We start from the raw sequence: 19,651 nt of genomic DNA, 5'->3' as shown, positions 1-19,651 counted from the left end.
AACGCGGGATGACGAGTCGTCGTCCCGTGTGCGCACCGCGGCCGGGTCAGCGGACCCGGGCGAGCCGGCGGCGGTCGGCTACCGCGCTGCGCGGGCGGGTGCGGACCGGCGCGCGGCCAGCACCACCGCGGCGACGGCGGCGCAGGACGCGACGCCCGCGACGACGCGCAGCGCGACACCCGTCGACGAGTGCACGCCACCGGACACCCCGAGCTCGTCGGCCACGGTCATGCCCGTCGAGAACGTCACGACGAACCCGACCGGTCCTCCCAGTGCGAGCAGGACCAGGTAGGCGGCGGCCACCGCGCGGGCGGGCGGGCGCAGCCGTGCGACCAGCACCACGCCGACGGCCGGCAGCAGGACGCCGAGCGCCACCGCGACGAGCACGAGCGTCCGCGCGGACCGCCAGTCGCTCCCGGCCAGCGCGTGCTCCAGCTCGGCGGGGGTGAGCCAGGGGGCCGCGGCCCGCGGGTCGAGCACCAGGGCGTCGACGCCGAGCAGGACGGCGTAGCCGGCGACGAGCACGCTGCCGGCCAGCGCGATCACGGTCCGAGCAGCCACGCCCGGCACGGTAGGCGCGACCGCGCCGTCGGGGCGTCCTCCCGTGGTCGGACGCCTCGTCCGCGGCACGCGCGGAGCTCCCGGGCTACGGTCGGACCAGGCCCACACGAGGACCAGGCCACGGAAGGACCACCGGCGATGGCGCTGCTGACCTGTCACTTCTTCTCCGAGGCGCTCGGGGTGAGCACGGCCGCGACCGTGCTGCTGCCCGAGTCGGCGCGCGGTCAGATCGGCATGGGTGGCGCCGACGTCGAGGGCCCACCGCCAGTGCTGTACCTGCTGCACGGGCTCTCGGACGACGAGACGATCTGGACGCGCCGCACCTCGATCGAGCGGTACGTCGCCGAGCGCGGGCTCGCGGTCGTCATGCCGCGTGGTGGGCGGTCGATGTACGCGGACGAGGTGCACGGCGGCGGGTACTGGACGTTCCTGTCGCATGAGCTGCCGCGGGCCGTGCAGCAGTTCTTCCGTGTCTCCGACCGCCGCGAGGACACGTTCGTCGCCGGCCTGTCGATGGGTGGGTACGGCGCGTTCAAGTGGGCGCTGCGCGAGCCGTGGCGGTTCGCGGCGGCGGCGAGCCTGTCGGGGGCGCTGGTCGTCGGCGGGGAGCGGGCGCGGTTCGTGCGCGACGAGCTCGTGCCGCACGTGTGGGGCGGCGACGACCCCGCCGGCACGGACGACGACCTGCTCGCCCTGCTCGACCGCGCCGACCCGGCCACGCTGCCCGCGCTGTACGCGACGTGCGGGGCGCAGGACGAGCTGCTGGACACGCAGCACGCGTTCGTCGAGCGGGCTGCGGCGCGGGGCGTCGACGTCGAGGCGCACGTGCACCCGGGTGACCACGACTGGGAGTTCTGGGACGAGCACATCGTGAACGTGCTCGACTGGCTCCCGCTGCGGCGGTGAGCGGGAGGCGCCTGCTGCCGCGGGGGCCCCTGGCGCTCGGCGGCCGGCTCAGATCAGCTCCAGCACCGGTCGGGCTCTCGGGCTCGTCGACGGCGCGAACCCCGTGAGGTGAACACGCCGCCGAGGTCGGTGCGCTCGCCAGCAGGCCGACGTAGGCCGGGCCCAGCCCGGCCCGCCTACCCGGCGACCGACCCCAGCACCTCGGCGAGCTCCGCCGGCCGGCTCACCATCGGCCAGTGCCACGTCGGCAGCTCGACGTACGTCCAGTCGCCGTCGACCATGTGCGCGAGCGCCGGCACGTGCTGGCCCATCTCGCGCATCTGCTCGACGCCGAAGGTGCACAGCACCCCGGTGCGGGGCAGCCGCTCCCACGCGCCCGTCAGCGCGACCGGCTCGGTGGCGGTCCGCCAGGGCTGGGGCTGCGAGCCCGCGACGAGCGTGGCGACCGTCGCGTCGTCGACCTCCGGCACGTCGGCGGCGAGCGCGGCCCACGGCGGCGGCGGGAGCCTCCAGCCGTCGCCGTCGGTCATGACGACGCGCTCGTTGGCCGCGCGAGCCTCCGGCCCGTCGAAGTCGGCCTGGGCCGTGCCGTCCGGCAGCGGGCCCGTGTCGACGTACACCAGGCGGGCCACGCGCTCCGGCGCGCGGTCGGCGGCGCCGGTGATGACGGGCCCGCCGTAGCTGTGCCCGACGAGCACGACATCGTGCAGGTCGTGCTCCTCCAGGAGGCGCACGACGTCGTCGACGTGGGTCGTCAGGTCGGTCTCGGGAGTGGCGAGGTGGGCGCGCTCGCCCATGCCGGTGAGGTCGACGGCGTGCACGGCGTGGCCCTGCTCCCGCAGCGAGTCCGCGACGCTGCGCCAGGCCGAGGCGCCGAGCCAGAAGCCGGGGACGAGGACGTAGGTGGTGGTGCTCATGGCCACGACGCTACGGTTGATTGTGGACAGGATCCGCCCGGTATGCAGAACGCGCCCGACGGGACACCGCCCGCGGTGCGGAGGAGGCTCGTGACCCGCCCGACCGCTCGCGTCCTCGCGATGCTCGAGCTGCTCCAGACGGGCAGGCAGCGCACGGTCGCCGACCTCGCCGCCGCGCTCGGGGTCGACGAGCGCACCGTCCGCCGCTACGCCGAGCACCTGGCCGACCTCGGCATCCCCGTCGAGTCGCAGCGGGGCCGGTACGGCGGGTACCGGCTCGCGCCCGGCCACAAGCTGCCGCCGCTGATGCTCACGGACGACGAGGCCGTGGCCGTGGTCCTGGGTCTCACGCTCGCGGAGCGTGCGGGCCTCGCCACCACCGGCAGCGTGGCGGCGGCCGGCGCGCTGGCCAAGGTGACGCGCGTCCTGCCGCGGGCCCTGAGCGGACGGATCGAGAGCCTGCTGTCGACCGCGCAGTTCACGGCGCCGGTCCGTGCCGCCGTGCCCGCCGGCACGGACACGCTCCTGCGTCTGGCCTCCGCCGCGCAGGCGCGCCGCACCGTCGCCATCGCGTACACCGCCTGGGACGGCCGGGAGTCGCGGCGCGAGCTCGACGTCTACGGCGTGGTCCTGCACTCCGGCCGCTGGTACGTCACCGGGCTCGACCACGGTCGCGGCGAGGTGCGGACGTTCCGCCTGGACCGCATCGCCTCGGTCGAGCAGGCCGACGGCTCCTACGACGTGCCTGCCGACTTCGACGCCGGTGAGCGCGTGGTGGCGGGCATCGGGGCGGTGCCGTGGTCGCACGAGGTCGCCGTCGTGCTGCGGACCACCCTGGCGCAGGCGCGCGAGCAGCTGCCGCCCAGCGTCGGGCGCCTGAGCGAGCACGCCGACGGTGTCCTGCTCGAGGCGCGCGCCGAGCGCCTCGACGGCATGGCTCGCATGCTCGCCGGGCTGGGTGGGGACTTCGAGGTCATCACCCCGGACGGTCTGCGCGACGAGGTCGCGGCACTGGCAGACCGCCTGCGGGCCGCCGCGGGACGCCGGGTGGCGCGTCCCTGAGTGGGGCCGCGGTCCCGGCGACGAGGCGCTGACCTGGACGGATGTCCACCGGGTGAGCCCGTGCCGACGTCGGCCCGGACGTGGGGCGCCCGGCGGACCGACCCTTGACGAATCCTCCTGTTCGCGTAGGTTAGGCGAGCCTCACTTAGGTGCGCCTCACAAACGCGGGCGATCCGTCGCGCGTGTCCGTCCAGGGGGAGTAGACGCGTGCACGAGCTGCTGTCCGCCGCGAGCGCCGACGCCTACGTCGACGCGCTGCGCGGCACCGTCGACCGGGTCGCGACCCGGTTCCGCACCACCACCCAGCCGTTCTCCGGTGCGAGCCGCGAGCACCTCCAGGTGCTCGTCGACGCGGTCGACCTCGACGGCCCCGGCTGCGGCACGCCCGCGGCGCTGCGGGAGGTCGACGAGCTGTTCGCACAGCACGCGGTCTGGTTCCACGACCCTGCCTACACCGCCCACCTCAACTGCCCGGTCGCGCTGCCCGCGGTCGCGGCCGAGGCCGTGCTCGCGGCGGTCAACCCCAGCGTCGACACGTACGACCAGTCGACCGTCGGCACGCTCATGGAGCGCCGGCTCGTCGCGTGGACCGCGGGACGCGTCGGGTTCGTCGCCGGGGGCGGGGTCTTCACGTCGGGCGGGACGCAGTCGAACCTGCAGGCGCTGCTGGTCGCCCGCGAGCACGCCCTCGCGACCCGGCCCGGGGCGGTGCTCGCGGACCTCGTCGTCCTCGCGTCGGCGTCCAGCCACTTCTCGGTGCAACGGTCCGCGCGCCTCCTGGGTCTCGCGCACGACGCGGTCCGCCTGGTGCCCGTCGACGAGCGCGGCCGCATGCGCCCCGACGCCCTGGCGATCGCGCTGCGGCACGTCGAGCGCGACGGCCGCCACCCCATGGCCGTCGTCGCCACCGCGGGCACCACCGACCGCGGCTGCGTCGACCCGCTCGCTGCCGTCGCGGACGTCTGCGACGCCGCCGACGTGTGGCTCCACGTCGACGCCGCGTACGGGTGCGGTCTGCTCGTCAGCCGCACGCGCCGGCACCTGCTCGACGGTGTCGAGCGCGCCCGCTCGGTGACCGTCGACTTCCACAAGGCGTTCTTCCAGCCGGTGTCGTCCTCCGCGCTGCTCGTGCGGCACGCGGCGGACCTGCGGCTCGTCGCGCACCACAACGACTACCTCAACCCCGCGGGCGAGGACGAGCCGAACCAGGTCGACGTGTCGCTGCAGACCACCCGCCGGTTCGACGCCCTCAAGCTGTGGGCGACGCTGCGCGCGCTCGGGCCGGACCGGCTGGGGGCGATGGTCGACGCGACCATCGACCTGACGGCCGCCGTGCACGACGTCGTCGACGCCGACCCCGACCTGCGGCTGCTGTCGCCCACCGACCTGTCGACCGTGCTGTTCCGCTACCAGCCCTCCGGCCTCGACGACGCCCGCGCGGACGCGCTGGTCGGGCGGGTGCGCCGGGTCCTGTTCGACTCCGGACGTGCCCTGGTCGCCCGCACCACGCTCGACGGCCGCCCGTGCCTCAAGCTCACGCTGCTCAACCCGGCGACCACGGTCGACGACGTCCGCGGCGTCCTGGACCTCGTGCGGCAGACCGCCGCCGCGCTCCTCGAGGGCGAGGAGCTGCTCCGCCAGGACGAGGCGGTGGCCCGGTGACCGCGCGCGCGACCGTCCGTCCCGACGCCCCCGTGCACGACGTCGTCGGCGTCGGGATCGGCCCGTTCAACCTGGGCCTGGCCGCGCTCGCGGACCCCCTCGACCTCGACACCGTCTTCCTCGACCGCGCCGCGGAGTTCCGCTGGCACCCCGGCATGATGCTCGACGGCGCGACGATCCAGGTGCCGTTCCTCGCGGACCTCGTGACGATGGCCGACCCGACCAGCCGGTACTCGTTCCTCGCGTGGCTCAAGGCCACCGGGCGGCTGTACCCGTTCTACATCCGCGAGAGCTTCTACCCGCTGCGCGCGGAGTACGACGCGTACTGCCGCTGGGTCGCGCAGCAGCTGCCGTCCCTGCGCTGGGGGAGGAACGTGACGGCCGTCGAGGGCGACCCGCACGACGACGACCTCTACGTCGTGCACGCCCGCACCGCCGACGGCGTCGAGTCCTACCGCACGCGCCACGTCGTGCTCGGCGTCGGGACGCAACCCGTGGTGCCCGCTGCCCTGCGCGATCTCGACGGGCCGGTGGTCCACTCGTCGCAGTACCTGCCGCACCGCGACCGGCTGCGCACGGCCGGGTCGGTCACGGTCGTCGGGTCCGGGCAGTCCGCGGCGGAGATCTACCGCGACCTGCTCGACGCGACCGGCCCCGGCGGTCCGCGCCTGGACTGGGTGACGCGCTCGCCGCGGTTCTTCCCGATGGAGTACACGAAGCTGACGCTGGAGATGACGTCGCCGGAGTACACCGACCACTTCCACGCCCTGCCCACGGCCCAGCGCGACCGGCTCTCGCGCGAGCAGCGTGGCCTGTCCAAGGGGATCAGTGCTTCCCTCGTCGACGACATCTACGACACCCTCTACCGCATGAGCGCCGCCGGGCCCGTGCCGACGACCCTGCTGACCGACACCGAGGTGCGCGGGGCGGTGTGGGACGGGGAGCGCTACGTGCTGCGGCTGCACCACGCACAGCTCGGCGTCGAGCACGAGCGCACCACCGAGGCCCTCGTGCTGGCCACCGGCTACGCCGCGCAGGTCCCCGACGTCGTCGCACCCATCGCCGAGCGCCTCGACCACGACGAGCACGGGCGTCTCGCGGTCGCGCGGGACTACTCGGTCGACGGCGGCCGCCGCCGCGTGTTCGTCCAGAACGGCGAGGAGCACACGCACGGAGTGACGGCGCCGGACCTGGGCTTCGGTGCGTGGCGGTCGTCCACGATCCTCGCCGCTGTGTGCGGCCGCGAGGTGTATCCGCGTGAGACGCGCATCGCGTTCCAGGACTTCGGGGTGCCCCGGGACGGCAGCCCGGCGCCGGCCGGGACCGTCGGTGCGCTCGCCGGGACGGGCGCATGAGCACGCCACGCTCGCTGCCGACCGAGCCGCTGTCGGCCCCGACGGTCCGCGACGAGGCGTGGCGACGCATCGGGCCCGTCCGCCTCGACCGCGTGGTCCCCGAGCGCGACGCCCTCACGCTGCACCACTGGCTCACGCACCCCGCGTCGGCGTTCTGGCAGATGACCGAGCTGGGCCTCGACGAGGTCCTGGCGTACCAGCAGCGGCTCGCCGCGTCGACCGACGAGCACGCGTGGATCGGCCGCGTCGACGGCCGCCCCACGTTCATGGTCGAGACGTACGACCCGTCGCGCGTGCTGCTCAAGGGCCTGTACCGCGCCCGCGCCGGCGACGTCGGAATGCACCTGCTGGTGGCGCCGCCGCAGGGCGCGCCGTTGCACGGCCTGACCGACGCCGTCATGGCGGCGACCATGCGCTTCTGCTTCGAGACGTTGCGCGCCCAGCGGGTCGTCGTCGAGCCGGACGTGCGCAACACCGCCATCGCCGTGAAGAACGCGGCGGCGGGGTTCCGCGTGGTCCGGGAGATCGACCTGCCGGGCAAGCGGGCCGCGCTGTCGGTGTGCACGCGGGAGGACTTCGCCGCGAGCCGCCTCGGCAGCCGCCCGCGCCGCACGACCGCTCCAGGCCCCACCGGCCCGGGCGCCACGGTGCGCGGCACGCCGGTCGTCCCCGGCGCCCGCACCGCGCGGGAGGACGGGCGATGACGACCCGCACCGCACCCGCACCCCGCCCCGCACCCGCCGCCCGCCCCGCACCCGCCGCCCGCACCGCACCCGCCGCCCGCACCGACCCCGCCCCGCACCCCGCCGACCACCTGACGCCCGAGCACCTGGCCGCCGCGCAGCGGCACCTGGTCACCAAGGCGCTGGCGGAGTTCGCGCACGAGCGTCTGCTCGCCCCGGCGCGCGACCGTGCGGCCGGCCCGGACGCGTACGTCGTCGGGCTCGACACGCCGGCGGGAGAGGTCGCCTACCGGTTCCGCGCGCGACGCCTCGCGCTGGAGCACTGGGTGATCGACCAGGGGACGCTCACCCGACAGGTCGCGGGCGCCCCGGCCGACCTCGACGTGCTCGACCTGGTGCTCGAGCTGCAGCCCTTGCTGGGCATCGGCGACGACCTGCTCGCCGTGTACCTGGAGGAGCTGTCCGCGACGCTCGCGAGCGCCGCGTACCGGCGTGCGCACGGCGGCCCGACCAGCGCCGAGCTGCTGCACGCCGACCTGGCGACCGTCGAGCAGGCCATGACCGAGGGGCACCCGTCGTTCGTGGCGAACAACGGGCGGATCGGCTTCGGCGTCACCGAGCACGACGCCTACGCCCCCGAGGCGGGCCGGCCCGTCCGCCTGGTGTGGCTCGCCGCGCGGCGCGCGCTCAGCCACGTCGCCACCGGCGCGGGGCTCACGGAGGACGCGCTGTACCGGCACGAGCTCGACGCCCCCACCCGCGCGCGCTTCGAGGCGCGGCTGCGGGTGCTGGGCCTCGACCCCGCCGACTACCGGTACCTGCCCGTGCACCCGTGGCAGTGGGAGCACCGCGTGGCCGTGACCTTCGCCCCCGACGTCGCGCGCCGCGACCTCGTCCTGCTGGGGGAGTCCGACGACACCTACCGCGCGCAGCAGTCGATCCGCACGTTCCTCAACACCGACCGCCCGGACCGGCACTACGTGAAGACGGCCCTCGCGATCCAGAACATGGGGTTCCTGCGCGGGCTGTCACCGGCGTACATGCGCGCGACGCCCGCGATCAACGACTGGGTCGCGGACCTCGTGGACACCGACCCGGAGCTCGTCGGGTGCGGCGTCCGCGTCCTGCGCGAGCGCGCGTCCGTCGGGTACACGGGCGACGTCTACCACCGCACGCCGCAGCCCAACGCGCACCGCAAGATGCTCGCGGCGCTGTGGCGCGAGCAGCCGTTCGCGTACCTCGCCCCCGGGCAGCGCGCGACGACGATGGCCGCGCTGCTGCACCGCGACGCCGCGGGCGACGCGTTCGCGACGGCGGCCGTCCGCGCGTCCGGGCTCGACCCGGCCGACTGGCTGCGCGCCTACCTGCGCGTCTACCTGCGCCCGCTCGTGCACTGCGTGCGCGCCCACGACCTGGCGTTCATGCCGCACGGCGAGAACGTGCTGCTCGTGTGGCAGGACCACGTGCCCGTCGGTGCGCTCCTGAAGGACATCGGCGAGGAGGTCGCGGTCCTGTCCGACCGCCCGCTGCCGACCGAGGTGCAGCGCGTCCGGGCCGTCGTCGACGACGACGAGAAGGCGCTGGCGATCTTCACGGACGTGCTCGACGGCGTGCTGCGGCACCTCGCCGCGGTCCTCGTCACCGACGGCGTGCTCACCGAGGGCACGTTCTGGGGCGTCGTCGCCGAGACGATCGACGCCCATGCCGCGGACCACCCCGACCTGCCGTCGGGCGTCGACCTGCGCGTCCCGCGGTTCGCGCACTCCTGCCTCAACCGGCTGCAGCTGCGCAACACGCTGCAGATGGTCGACCTGGCCGACCAGTCGTCGTCGCTCGTCTACGCCGGGACGCTGGCCAACCCGGTCGCACGCGGTGCCGTCGCCGGGCACGACGACGACCGGACGGGTGAGGCGGGCGGGCCGACCGCCGAGGCGCCCGCCGCCGCGCGCGCGACCCGCGAGACTGCCTGACGTGACGTTCGAGGTCTTCCGCGACGCGTGGGGCGTGCCGCACGTCCGCGCGTCCGACGAGCTCGCGCTCGCGTACGGCCAGGGCTGGGTGACGGCCCGCGACCGCACGTGGCAGGTGCAGACGGACCGGTGGCGCGCCGAGGCCCGGCTGGCGGAGCACATCGGTGACGGCGGCATCGCGTGGGACGTCGTCGCGCACCGCCTGGGGCTGCCGGACCTGGCGCAGCGTGCGTACGCCGCGCTCGGCGACGACGACCGTGCGTGGGTCGACGCGTACACCGCCGGGGTCGACGCCGGCCTCGCGTCGGCACCGCGGCCGGTCGAGGTCGACGAGCTCGACCGCGTGCTCGGCGGCAGCACGCCGGACGACCCGTGGCCGGCGTGGGCGCCGCTCGGGATCTTCCTCGCCGACCACGCGCTGTTCTCGACGTTCCCGCGGGTGCTGTGGCACGACCACGTCGTGCGGGCCGCGCGGTACGCGCCGAACACCGGGCTCGCCGACGTCGACCCGCTCGACCTCGTGCGGCTCTTCGACCCGGCGTCCGACGGGCCGACCAGCGGCTCCAACGCCTGGGCCCTGCACGGCTCGCGCACAGACTCCGGGGCGCCGCTGCTCGCGGGCGACCCGCACCGCGTCCTCGAGCTGCCCGGCCCCTACCAGCAGATCCGTCTGGCGTGCCCGGAGTACGACGTGCTCGGTCTGGCGTTCCCCGGCGTCCCCGGGCTGCCGCACTTCGGCCACACCGGGGACGCCGCGTGGGGCATCACCAACGCCGTCGCGCACGCCACCGAGGTGTACCGCGAGCTGCTGCTGACCCGCGACGACGGCCGCTGGGAGGCGATCGGCCCGCACGGCGTGGAGCCCGTCGCCTCCCGCGCCGTGCAGGTGCGGGTGCGCGGCGGGGAGCCGCTGACGGTCGACGTCATGGAGACCGCCCGGGGGCCCGTCGTGGTGCGGGGCATGCCGCCGGGACGTCCCGTCGACCAGGACGGCGTCGTCACCGGGGCCCTGCCGCGCGCCGGGCTCGAGGAGGCGCGGTCCGTGCGGCTGCAGGCGCAGGTGGACGCCGACCTGGGGTTCGGGTGCCTGCGCCCGCTGCTGCGCGCCCGCACCGCGCACGACGTCGCCGCCGCGCTCGCGGGCTGGGTCGACCCCGTCAACCGCGTCCTGGCCGCCGACTCGGCCGGGACGGTGCTGACGTTCGACGCGGGCCGCGTGGCCGACCGCACCCCGGACGACCGCCTGCTGTCGCTGCACGCGTGGGACCCCGCGCACGCCCCGCGCCCGTGGCGCGCCCCGGCCGCGCCACGCGAGGTCACGGACGTCGCCGTCGACGCGAACGAGCGACCGGCCGCCGCGGACCGTGACCACGGCAGCGTCTACGCACCGGACCGCGCGGCGCGCATCGCCCACCTGCTCGCGGCACGCCCCGTGTGGGGCGTCGACGACCTGGGCGACGTCCACGGCGACACGCACTGGGCCGGCGCCGGACGGCTGCTGCGGTACGCCGCCGACCTCGACGACCTCAGCCCGCCGGCCGCCGCGGCCCGGGACCGGCTGCTCGCGTGGGACCTGCACCTGGACGCCGACTCCGCCGAGGCGGCCCTGCTCGCCGACCTGCGCGCCGCCCTGGTCGCGCGTCTCGTCGAGGAGCCCGCCCTCCGCGCGCTCGACGTCCCGCACCACGCCGGCCCCGCGTTCGACGCGTGGTTCGGCCTGCGCGGGCGCGTCGGGTCGGCGCTCACCGCGCTGCTCGGCCGCGCCGACCTGGGCATCGACGGCCCCGCGCACGTGCGCGCCGCGCTGGAGGAGGTCGCCGCCCGCGCGGACGGCGGGCCCTGGGGCGCCCGGCACACCGTGCTCCCGGCGCACGTGCTGGCCGACGTCCCGGGGGCGACCGTGCCGTCCGTCCCCGCGCTGCCGCTGGGTGGCGACCAGGACACCGTGCGGTGCACCGGGTCCGTGCCGGGCGTGACGGACCGCGCGTTCCGCGGGTCGGTCGCACGGTGGGTGTGGGACCTGGGCGACCGGTCGCGCAGCCGCTGGGGCGTGCCGTTCGGCAGCAGCGGCGACCCGCGCAGCCCGCACTTCGCGGACCAGCACGCGACGTGGGCGGACGCGCGCACCGTCGAGGTCGTCACCGACTGGGCGCTGCTGACGCCCGAGCCGCTGCCGGGGGAGCGGGAGCCGGGACGGGTGCGGTGGGCCTGACGACGGCGTGGGCCGGGCTGGCCGGCGGGTCCGTGGTCGACGAGCGGACCGTCGACGGCCTCGGCGTGCTGACCACCGCGGTGCTCGACCTGGACGCCGACGTGCCCCTGCTGCACGCGTGGTGCACGGCACGCGGCACCGCGTTCTGGGGGCTGGGGGGCCTGAGCGTGGACGAGCTGCGGGAGACCTACGCGGTCGTCGACGCGATGACGCACCACCACGCGCTCCTCGTGCGCGTCGACGGCACGTCGGTCGCGCTCGTGCAGGCGTACGAGCCCGCGCTCGACCCCGTGGGTGAGGTGTACGACGTGCAGCCCGGCGACCTCGGCGCGCACCTGCTCATCGGTGCCCGACCCCCGCGGTCGGTCGCGGGCTACGCACCACGCGTCGTCCGGGAGATGACCCGGGTGCTCGTGGACCGCACCGGGGCGACGCGGATCGTCGGGGAGCCCGACGCACGCAACGTGGCTATGCTGCGCGTGCTGGAGCGGGCCGGCTTCACCCTCGGCCCGGAGGTCGACCTACCGACGAAGCGCGCGCGCCTGGCGTTCTGCTCGGTCCAGGACGAACCCTGACGTGTCGACGACGCACCGCGCGCGAGCCTGGCGCGTCGAGCGCCGCCGCGGCGTGCCACCTGCTCGAACCGGAGGGAGCTCGGGGACCACATGGACACGTCGCACCCGGCCAGGACGGTCACGCGGCTCGTGGTGGCCGTCTGCGTCGGGGCGCTCGCGGCGTACGGCGTGATGCGCGCCTTCCCCGGCCTCTCCCTGTTCGACGCCGGCGCCGAGGACCGTGACGCCCAGATCGTCAGCTCGATCACCCGCGAGGAGCAGGTCGTGCTCCTGAGCCTGGGGATCGAGGGCATCGCCGAGCAGACCGAGCAGGGCTCGTTCCTGGGCGTGGACGTCCCCGGGACCGGACGGTCGTCGTTCGTGCAGTACGGCTTCAACGCCAAGCTGGGCATCGAGGGCAGTGACGTGAGGATCGCCCGGGCCGGTGAGGACGAGCTCGTCATCTCCGTCCCGGAGTTCATCTTCATCGGGCACGACGACGAGAGCTTCCGGACCGTCGTCGAGGACAACGGCGTCCTGAGCTGGGTGACCCCGGAGATCGACACCGTGGAGATGGTCAACACCATCCTCGACGAGGGTGCGCAGGGCCGGTACATCGAGGAGAACGAGGACGTCCTCGAGGACCAGGCCAGGGCGTTCTACACGGCGATCGTCACGAGCATCGACCCGACGACCTCGTTGAGGTTCGAGTTCCGCTGACGTCGTCCCACCACGCCAGGACGCGGGCGGGTCCGCGGCCACGTCCGGCGGTGCCGTCCGGCGTGGTGCCGTCCGCCGCGGTGTCCGCCGTCGCCCGCGCGTGCGTCGCGACCCGTCGTTCAGCACTGGCCCGCCCGCTGACCCGGCCGCTGGCAACCTTGGTTGACAGAGTCCGGGCAGCAACCTAGGTTGACAACCGTGAAGCAGCCCGAGATCGCCTCCGTCGCCGGCGACACGTCCGACCCGTTGCGCGGACTGCGCGCCGTGTCCTCCCTGCGCGTGCTCGTCGACTCCTACGAGCTGCGCCAGGTGGAGGCGGCCCTCCGCGCCGGCATGAGCTGGCAGGAGATCGCCGACGCCCTCGGCGTCACCCGGCAGGCCGTGCACAAGAAGTACGCCAAGCGCATCGATCCGACCATCGACGTCCCCCGGAGGAACCGCACATGAGCCGCGTCAACGATGCCCTGTCCCGCTGGCAGCAGACGGTGACGGCGGCGCAGGAGGAGGCCCACCGCGTCGGCCACGCCGAGGTCGACCTCGACCACCTCGTCGTCGCGCTCGCCGCCATCGGCGGTCCGGCGGGGGAGAGCCTGCGCGCCGCCGGGGTGAGCCTCGACGCGGCCCGGCGCGCCGCCGCCAGGGTCCATGCCGACCGGCTCGCCGGTGCGGGCGTCGCCGTCACCCCGACGCCGCCGCGGGCGCTGGACGTGGTCGCCGCGCCCTCGCTGCCGCTCTCACCGCGCGTCGAACGTCTGATCCGCCGGATGAGCGAGCTCTCGGCCGACGACCGGGCGCTCCTGCGCATCCTCGTCGACGAGCCGAGCGGTCTCGTCGTCGAGATGCTCGCGGCGCTGGACGTCGTTCCCGACGCGGTGCGCGCTGCGGCGGACGCGTGGCGGCCCGCCCCGACGCCGAGCGACCCGCTCTACGCCGACGACCCCGCGTGGTCGCCGTGGCGCACGCTCACGTGCGACGGCTGGGTACCCGCGGCGCCCGAGCGGGTGTGGGCGCTGCTCGCCGACCCCGCCCGCCGCACCGAGTGGGACCCCTGGTACAGCACCGTGACCCAGCGGCCGGACGGGTCCCTGCTGTGCGTGCTGCGCAGCGAGGAGGACGGCGGCAAGCGCGTCCCGGCGGACATGCGCCGCCAGCTGCTCACGGTCGTCACCCGCGACGAGGGCCGGCTCGTGGAGTGGGAGATCGCGCGCCCCGACCGCGACGGCGGCGCCGCGATCCAGCGCCTGGCCGTCGCGCTCAGCCCGTCCGGCGCCGGCACGCGCCTCGACGTCACGGTGCGCTGGCTGCCCCGCCACGGGTGGCGTCGGCTCGTCGGCTGGGTGCTGCGGCCCGTCGGCCGGTGGATGTACCGGCAGATGGTGCTCCAGAAGCTCGGCAGCATCTCGCGCGCGCTGCGCTGAACCCTTCGACGAGCGGGCGGGCCGGCGCGCGGCACGTCCCGCGCCGTCAGGGGCCGAGCAGACCCAGGTCGAGAGCGCGCAGCACCGCCCGCGTCCGGTCCCGCACACCGAGCTTGAGCAGCACCGCCGAGACGTGGTTCTTCACGGTGCCCGGGGCGAGGTGCAGCGTCTGCGCGATCTCCCGGTTCGACCAGCCCGCGGCGAGCAACCGCAGCACGTCGAGCTCCCGCGCGGTCAGCGGCTCGGGGTTCTCGATGCCGTCGGCCCCGGCGGCGCCGTCCAGCAGGGCGCCGGTCGAGCAGCGCGCGCAGCAGCCGGTCGGTGACGGCCGGCTGCCACAGCCGCTCGCCGGCGGCGACCCGGCGGACGGCGTCGTCTCGCTCGCGCTGTTCACGTTCGGGGAGAACGTCGCCAAGGACCGGGGCCGCGGCTGGCTGCGGACCCTGCGGGCGACGCCGTTCCCCACGGCGGCGTACCTGGGCGGTACGTCCCTGACCGCGGCGGTGCACGCGCTGCTGATCGTGGCCGGCACGGGCCTGCTCGCGGCCCTGGCCGGCGGCGTGCGGCTCGACGTGGGCCGGTGGGCGGCGTTCGCCGGGATCATGACGGCCGGCGTGCTGGTGTTCAGCACCCTCGGCTTCGCGATCGCCTACCTCGCGCGGCCGCGCGCGGCCACCGTCATGGCGAACCTGCTGTTCCTGCCGCTGGCGTTCGCGTCGGGCTTCTTCTTCCCGCTGTCGGAGCTGCCGGCCGTCATCGGGGACGTCGCGCCGTACCTGCCGACCTTCCACTTCGGCCAGCTCGCGTACCGGGCCGTCATGCCGGCGTCCGACGTCGCGGTGTTCACCGGCGCGGCCACGCAGCCCGTCGCGCTGCACGTCGTTTGGGTGGTGGGCAGCGCGGTGCTGCTGGGCGCGGTCGCCCTGCTGGCGGCGCGCCGCGAGGTGGTCACCCGTCGCGGCTGACGGGCCCGCCTCACCGCGGCCGAGCACGGCACTCGACCACCGAGCGCGGTACCTCGGGCCGCCCGTCGACGCGGGGCCACGCGCCGCCGGCACGTCACCCGTCCGGACCACGTGTGCACCTGGGTGTCCACTCACCCACAACCTGGGCGCCCGCTGTGTCGTTGTGGTGGTAGATGACGGTGACCGGAGGGTGGTCGGGATGGTGGAGACGTGAGCCGGGCGTGGGCGCCCATGCTCGAGCAGCTGGTGCAGGAGCGGTACGGCGCCCTGGTCGCGTACGCGACCATCCTCACCGGCGACCGCGCGCAGGCGCAGGACGTGCTGCACGACGCCCTCGTGAGCACCTTCTCCGCGCGGGCGTCGTTCGGCTCCGTCCCGCAGGCCGAGGCGTACGTCCGGCGGGCCGTGGCCTCGCGGTTCGTCGACCAGGCCCGACGGGCCGTGCGTGAGCGCGCCGCGGTCGAGCGGTCGGCGCACGTCGCGCCGGCCACGGTCGAGCTGCAGTCGGACGTGCTGGACCGTGACGTGGCCGCCGCACTCGGCGGGCTCTCACCGCAGCAGCGCGCGTGCGTCGTGCTCCGTCACCTCGACGACCTGTCGGTGGCGCAGACCGCGCGGCTGCTGGGCGTGAGCGAGGGGGCGGTCAAGCGCTACGTCTCCGACGGCGTCGCGACGCTCGACGCGCTGCTGGGGACACGCACCGTGGCCCGCGACGGGGAGCAGGTGCCCGTGCGGCTCGTCGAGAAGGAAGGGGAGCGCCGTGCACGATGACCTGACCACACGCATCGAGGGTGCGCTGCGCGTCCAGACGGAGCACGAGTCGCGCCACGGCGTCAGCCCGGCCGACATCGCCGCGCTGACGGCTCGCGTCCGCGGCGCGCGACGTCGCCGCACGGCGGGGCACGCGGCCCTGGCCGCCGCCGTCGTCGTCGTCGTGGGTGCCGGCGCCGTGTTCGGGCTGCAGGACCGGCCCGTGCCGCAGCCCGCGCACACGCCCACACCCGTGCCCACCTCCGAGGCGACCCCTGCCCCCTCCGCGACCGCGGTGCCGACGCCCGTCCCGGAGCCCAGCGCACCGGCGCTCGAACCGGTGAACCTGCCGGGCCTGCCGGCGATGTACCGGGCTCCCGAGGGCCTGCTCGAGCAGACCGGCCCTGGGTGGTTCCTCGTCAGGTACGCGTCGGGGCTGTACGAGCCGGTGCCGGGTGACGGGGAGCGGGTCTCCCTCGCGGTCTCGGCACCGACCGGGGAGCTGTACCACCTGCTCGACCTCGCCGAGCGGCGGGCGATCCCCGTGCGGTGGGAACGACCGGACGTCGCACGCGTCGCCTTCGGCAGCGGTGGGGCGGGCTGGCTCGACCTGCGCACGGGCGAGGTCACGAGCGACGACCGCCTGCCCGCCGAGGTCCAGTGGCTCGGGTCCACCGCCGACGGTGAGGTGTGGGCGCGGTGGTGGGGTGCCGCGTCCCCGATGCTGTACGTGCTGCCGGCGCAGGGCCCGGCACGGGAGCTCGAGGTGCCGCTGATCTCCGGTGTGCTCTCCCCGGACGGCCGGACCGTCGTCGGCGATCGCGGCGACCTCTCGTTGGCCGCCGTCGACCTCCGGACGGGGGACGTGACGGTGCTCGCGCTGCCCGCGGGCCAGCAGTGCACGTCCACGGGCTGGCTCGACAGCACGGGCGTGCTCGCGTCGTGCGTGGACCCGCAGCCGGCTGACTCCACCTCGATGTGGTACCACGACGAGCACGGCGGCCAGGTGGTGCGCCTCGACGCGGCGGGCGGCCTTCCCCGGACCCTGCAGGCGATCGACAGCGACGGACCGGTGCCGTGGCGGGGGTCGCACGTGCGTGACGGGGTCGTCGTCCACATCGGGGCGCCGTTGGTCTCGGGCTCGGGCGACTGCTACGACTTCTGCTACGGCGGCGCCTACCAGTGGATCGACGGCCGTGGTTCCGTGGAGGTCCCGCTGTCACCCGAGATGGTCGACACCGTGTGCGGGGTCCAGCCGGGCCGCGACGGGCTCCTGCTGTGGACCGGTGACGTCTGCTACGAGGAGACGACCGGCGGTCAGTGGTGGCGCGTCGACGACGCGACGGGTGCCGTCCGTCTGGTCGCACCGGCCGTCGAGTCCGACCTGAGGCTCGGGGCGATGCCTCAGCTCGTGGAGCGCGTCGTCCCGTGACCCGGGGGTGCGGCGGCCGGTGACACCCCCGGTGGGTGCCGCCGATCAGGGACGGGGCGCCAGCCGGTCCCGCAGCAGCACGGCGATGTCGGCGACCTCCGGGACGCCGACCTGCGGGCGGACGTCGGCGGGTCGGCGCGGCCCGGCAGGCTCCTCGGTGCCGGTCGCGGCCGCGTCGCCCGGCGCCGGCCGGTCCGCGTCGGTCCCCGCTCGCGCGTGCGCCGCGACCCCGTCGTTCAGCATGACCGTGCAGAACGGGCACGCGGTGGCGATGGCGGACGCGCCCGTGGCGACGGCCTCGGCCGCCCGCACCGTGCCGATGCGCTCGCCGATCGTCTCCTCCATCCACATGCGCGCCCCGCCGGCGCCGCAGCAGAAGGACGTCTCGCGGTTGCGCGGCATCTCGGCGACCGTGACCCCGGCGGCGGCGAGCAGCTCACGCGGGGGCTCGTAGACCTGGTTGTGCCGGCCGAGGTAGCACGGGTCGTGGTACGTCACCGTGGTGCCCGTGCCGTCGTCACCGGTACCCGGCGCGAAGCGCAGGCGCCCCTCGGTGACCAGCGTGTCGAGCAGCTGCGTGTGGTGCAGGACCTCGTACCGCCCGCCCATCGTGGGGTACTCGCGGGAGATCGTGTTGAAGCAGTGCGCGCACGTCACGACGATCCGCTGCGCGCCGACCTCGTTCAGCGTCTCGACGTTCTGCGCGGCGAGCATCTGGTAGAGCGCCTCGTTGCCGGCGCGGCGGGCCGGGTCGCCCGTGCAGGTCTCGCCGTCGCCCAGCACCGCGAACCTGACGTCGGCAGCGTGCAGCAGCTCGGCGACCGCCCGCGTGGTCTTCTTGGCGCGGTCCTCGAAGGCGCCGGCGCAGCCCACCCAGAACAGCCAGTCGACGTCGGCCGCGGACTCGACGTCCACGCCGACGACCGGCACGTCGAAGTCCAGGCCCTTGGCCCAGTCGAGGCGCTGCCGCGCGGGCAGGCCCCACGGGTTGCCGCGCCGCTCCATCTTGGTGAACGTGCCGCCCAGCTCCGCCGGGAAGGCCGACTCCATGAGCGTCTGGTAGCGGCGGATGTCGACGATCGTGTCGACGTGCTCGATGTCCACCGGGCACTGCTGCACGCACGCCCCGCACGTGGTGCACGACCACAGCACGTCGGGGTCGATGACGCCGGACGCGACGAGGTCCACGCCCAGGTGCGGGTCGGCCTTCGCGTCGTCCGACGCCCCCGCGGCCCGCGCCGCCCGCACGTAGGGCGCGGTCGCGGCGGCCTGGTCGCGCAGCGCGAGCATGACGAGCTTCGGGTTCAGCGGCTTGCCCGTGGCCCACGCCGGGCACTGGTCCTGGCAGCGGCCGCACTCGGTGCACGTCGCGGCGTCGAGCAGGCCCTTCCACGGCAGGTCCTCGACCGCGCCGACGCCCAGGCGCAGGTCCTCGGGCAGGTCGTCGACCGCCGTCAGGTCCAGGGGCTCGCCGGCCGCGTCACGCAGCGGCACCAGTGGGCCGAGCGCCGGCGTCCCGTCCGGCTCGCGCCGGGCGTACACGTTGACGACCGCGAGGAACCGGTGCCACGCCACCCCCATGGTCGGCAACGAGCCGACGACGACGAACCACGCCATCGACACGAGGATCTTGACCAGCGCGACGACGAGCACGGCCGTCTCGAGCGTCGCGGGTGCCACGGGGACCCACGACGCGCCGAACCACGCGGTCAGGGGGAAGTGCAGGGCCGTCGCCCACGCCTCGCCGTCCTGCACGCCGAGCGCGTACTCCAGCCCGCGCAGCACCAGGACCGCCAGCACCACCAGCAGGATCGTCGCCTCGACGACGTACGCCCACGCCTGGTTCGACCCGAAGAACCGCGACCGGCGCTGCTCGCCCTCCGGCTCGGACGCGCGCGGCCGGATGCGCTGCCGCAGCACGATCAGGTACCCGATGCCCAGCAGCCCCAGCCACGCGAACGCCTCGACCGCCCACTCCAGCGGCGCCCAGTGGCCGACGAGCGGCAGCCCGTAGCGGGGGTCCACGAGCTGCCCGTACCCCGTCAGCAGCGTCACCACCAGCACCGGGAACGACACCATGACGACCCAGTGCGCGGCCCGGACGACCGGCCGCTGCTGGAACCGGCCGTGGCCCAGCACCTCACGCACGAGGGTCGCCAGGCGCTGCCCCGCCGGCGCCCAGCGCCCGGGCAGCGGGCGACCCGTGCGCACGGTCCGCACGATGACGACGACACCCCGGGTGAACACCGCCACCCCGACGACCGTCGCCACCGCCGCCAGGACGACCGCGACCACCTGCGCTCCGCTCACCCGGCCAACCTAGCCGCCGTCGCGCCCGCCGTACGGCGCGTCCCGCCGCGGCGACCCCCGGGCCGCCGCCCCGGCCGCGCGGCGGCTCGCGGCCCGCGGGTCGACGCGCTGCGGTCCGGGGGCGCGGCGGCGCACCGCCACCCCGCCCGACCTGCCCGTTTCGTGGCGTGACAT

The 19,651-nt window shown here is 75.5% G+C and carries 18 protein-coding genes; 14 read left to right on the top strand and 4 right to left on the bottom strand.

The features are described from left to right. Positions 1-78 precede the first annotated feature (78 nt). Positions 79-561 (bottom strand): hypothetical protein, encoded by a 483-nt coding sequence (locus tag J1G43_RS00320; protein WP_207369592.1) that lies wholly within the window; start codon positions 559-561, stop codon positions 79-81. Between the two features lie 138 nt (positions 562-699). Between J1G43_RS00320 and J1G43_RS00315 the strand changes: the two genes are divergently transcribed. Further along, positions 700-1,467 (top strand): alpha/beta hydrolase family protein, encoded by a 768-nt coding sequence (locus J1G43_RS00315; protein ID WP_207377721.1) that lies wholly within the window; start codon positions 700-702, stop codon positions 1,465-1,467. Between the two features lie 176 nt (positions 1,468-1,643). On the opposite strand, the gene J1G43_RS00310 is transcribed toward J1G43_RS00315, so the two are convergent. Beyond that, positions 1,644-2,384 (bottom strand): alpha/beta fold hydrolase, encoded by a 741-nt coding sequence (locus J1G43_RS00310; protein WP_242635177.1) that lies wholly within the window; start codon positions 2,382-2,384, stop codon positions 1,644-1,646. 90 nt (positions 2,385-2,474) lie between these two features. Between J1G43_RS00310 and J1G43_RS00305 the strand changes: the two genes are divergently transcribed. The 10 genes from J1G43_RS00305 to J1G43_RS00260 all read left to right on the top strand — a co-directional run bounded on the left by J1G43_RS00305 (position 2,475) and on the right by J1G43_RS00260 (position 14,020). After that, the gene (locus J1G43_RS00305) at positions 2,475-3,446 is read left to right on the top strand and encodes a YafY family protein (RefSeq protein WP_207377720.1); all 972 of its coding nucleotides are present in this window, start codon (positions 2,475-2,477) and stop codon (positions 3,444-3,446) included. Positions 3,447-3,653: 207 nt separating this feature from the next. Then, complete coding sequence (locus J1G43_RS00300; protein WP_207377719.1) at positions 3,654-5,108, top strand: aspartate aminotransferase family protein; 1,455 nt, start codon at positions 3,654-3,656, stop codon at positions 5,106-5,108. Continuing rightward, complete coding sequence (locus J1G43_RS00295) at positions 5,105-6,463, top strand: lysine N(6)-hydroxylase/L-ornithine N(5)-oxygenase family protein (RefSeq protein WP_207377718.1); 1,359 nt, start codon at positions 5,105-5,107, stop codon at positions 6,461-6,463. The genes J1G43_RS00300 and J1G43_RS00295 overlap by 4 nt, the downstream gene beginning before the upstream one ends. Continuing rightward, positions 6,460-7,167, top strand: a complete 708-nt coding sequence (locus tag J1G43_RS00290; protein WP_207377717.1) for a GNAT family N-acetyltransferase — start codon at positions 6,460-6,462, stop codon at positions 7,165-7,167. The genes J1G43_RS00295 and J1G43_RS00290 overlap by 4 nt, the downstream gene beginning before the upstream one ends. Further along, positions 7,164-9,116, top strand: coding sequence for an IucA/IucC family siderophore biosynthesis protein (locus tag J1G43_RS00285; RefSeq protein WP_207377716.1), 1,953 nt, complete (start codon positions 7,164-7,166; stop codon positions 9,114-9,116). The genes J1G43_RS00290 and J1G43_RS00285 overlap by 4 nt, the downstream gene beginning before the upstream one ends. A gap of 1 nt (position 9,117) precedes the next feature. Continuing rightward, entirely contained in the window at positions 9,118-11,328 is a 2,211-nt protein-coding gene (locus tag J1G43_RS00280) for a penicillin acylase family protein (RefSeq protein WP_207377715.1), read from the top strand. Further along, positions 11,319-11,903, top strand: coding sequence for a GNAT family N-acetyltransferase (locus J1G43_RS00275; RefSeq protein ID WP_207369584.1), 585 nt, complete (start codon positions 11,319-11,321; stop codon positions 11,901-11,903). Before J1G43_RS00280 ends, J1G43_RS00275 begins: the two co-directional genes overlap by 10 nt. A gap of 90 nt (positions 11,904-11,993) precedes the next feature. Continuing rightward, the gene (locus J1G43_RS00270) at positions 11,994-12,602 is read left to right on the top strand and encodes a hypothetical protein (protein WP_207369583.1); all 609 of its coding nucleotides are present in this window, start codon (positions 11,994-11,996) and stop codon (positions 12,600-12,602) included. A gap of 198 nt (positions 12,603-12,800) precedes the next feature. Then, positions 12,801-13,049: a hypothetical protein gene (locus tag J1G43_RS00265; protein ID WP_207340233.1), complete on the top strand. Its 249-nt coding sequence runs from the start codon at positions 12,801-12,803 to the stop codon at positions 13,047-13,049. Continuing rightward, positions 13,046-14,020 carry an SRPBCC family protein gene (locus J1G43_RS00260; RefSeq protein WP_207340234.1) on the top strand — a complete coding sequence of 325 codons (975 nt, stop codon included), beginning with the start codon at positions 13,046-13,048 and terminating at the stop codon, positions 14,018-14,020. The genes J1G43_RS00265 and J1G43_RS00260 overlap by 4 nt, the downstream gene beginning before the upstream one ends. Positions 14,021-14,066: 46 nt before the next feature. Here the strand turns inward: J1G43_RS00260 and J1G43_RS00255 are convergent, their stop codons facing one another. Further along, complete coding sequence (locus J1G43_RS00255; RefSeq protein ID WP_307859425.1) at positions 14,067-14,237, bottom strand: LuxR C-terminal-related transcriptional regulator; 171 nt, start codon at positions 14,235-14,237, stop codon at positions 14,067-14,069. A 37-nt stretch (positions 14,238-14,274) separates the two neighbouring features. On the opposite strand from J1G43_RS00255, the gene J1G43_RS00250 reads away from it, so the two are divergent. The 3 genes from J1G43_RS00250 (at position 14,275) to J1G43_RS00240 (ending at position 17,167) form a co-directional block, all read left to right on the top strand. Beyond that, positions 14,275-14,985 carry an ABC transporter permease gene (locus tag J1G43_RS00250; protein ID WP_207377714.1) on the top strand — a complete coding sequence of 237 codons (711 nt, stop codon included), beginning with the start codon at positions 14,275-14,277 and terminating at the stop codon, positions 14,983-14,985. A gap of 210 nt (positions 14,986-15,195) precedes the next feature. After that, positions 15,196-15,756 (top strand): RNA polymerase sigma factor, encoded by a 561-nt coding sequence (locus tag J1G43_RS00245; RefSeq protein ID WP_207377713.1) that lies wholly within the window; start codon positions 15,196-15,198, stop codon positions 15,754-15,756. Continuing rightward, positions 15,746-17,167, top strand: coding sequence for a hypothetical protein (locus J1G43_RS00240; protein WP_207377712.1), 1,422 nt, complete (start codon positions 15,746-15,748; stop codon positions 17,165-17,167). The genes J1G43_RS00245 and J1G43_RS00240 overlap by 11 nt, the downstream gene beginning before the upstream one ends. 45 nt (positions 17,168-17,212) lie before the next feature. Here J1G43_RS00240 and J1G43_RS00235 read toward each other — a convergent pair whose 3' ends face one another. Then, the gene (locus J1G43_RS00235; RefSeq protein WP_207377711.1) at positions 17,213-19,477 is read right to left on the bottom strand and encodes a (Fe-S)-binding protein; all 2,265 of its coding nucleotides are present in this window, start codon (positions 19,475-19,477) and stop codon (positions 17,213-17,215) included. Between the last annotated feature and the right edge of the window lie 174 nt (positions 19,478-19,651).

The sequence above is a fragment of the Cellulomonas sp. zg-ZUI22 genome, assembly GCF_017353535.1.
Taxonomy (GTDB): domain Bacteria; phylum Actinomycetota; class Actinomycetes; order Actinomycetales; family Cellulomonadaceae; genus Cellulomonas; species Cellulomonas wangleii.
This window is presented reverse-complemented; position numbering and strand designations above follow the sequence as displayed.

Excerpts from the sequence above, each read along its gene's own strand:
- J1G43_RS00290 (WP_207377717.1), top strand. The coding sequence starts at position 6,460 with ATGAGCACGCCACGCTCGCTGCCGACCGAGCCGCTGTCGGCCCCGACG.
- J1G43_RS00260 (WP_207340234.1), top strand. The coding sequence starts at position 13,046 with ATGAGCCGCGTCAACGATGCCCTGTCCCGCTGGCAGCAGACGGTGACG.
- J1G43_RS00315 (WP_207377721.1), top strand. The coding sequence starts at position 700 with ATGGCGCTGCTGACCTGTCACTTCTTCTCCGAGGCGCTCGGGGTGAGC.
- J1G43_RS00270 (WP_207369583.1), top strand. The coding sequence starts at position 11,994 with ATGGACACGTCGCACCCGGCCAGGACGGTCACGCGGCTCGTGGTGGCC.
- J1G43_RS00285 (WP_207377716.1), top strand. The coding sequence starts at position 7,164 with ATGACGACCCGCACCGCACCCGCACCCCGCCCCGCACCCGCCGCCCGC.
- J1G43_RS00310 (WP_242635177.1), bottom strand. The coding sequence starts at position 2,384 with ATGAGCACCACCACCTACGTCCTCGTCCCCGGCTTCTGGCTCGGCGCC.
- J1G43_RS00250 (WP_207377714.1), top strand. The coding sequence starts at position 14,275 with ATGCCGTCGGCCCCGGCGGCGCCGTCCAGCAGGGCGCCGGTCGAGCAG.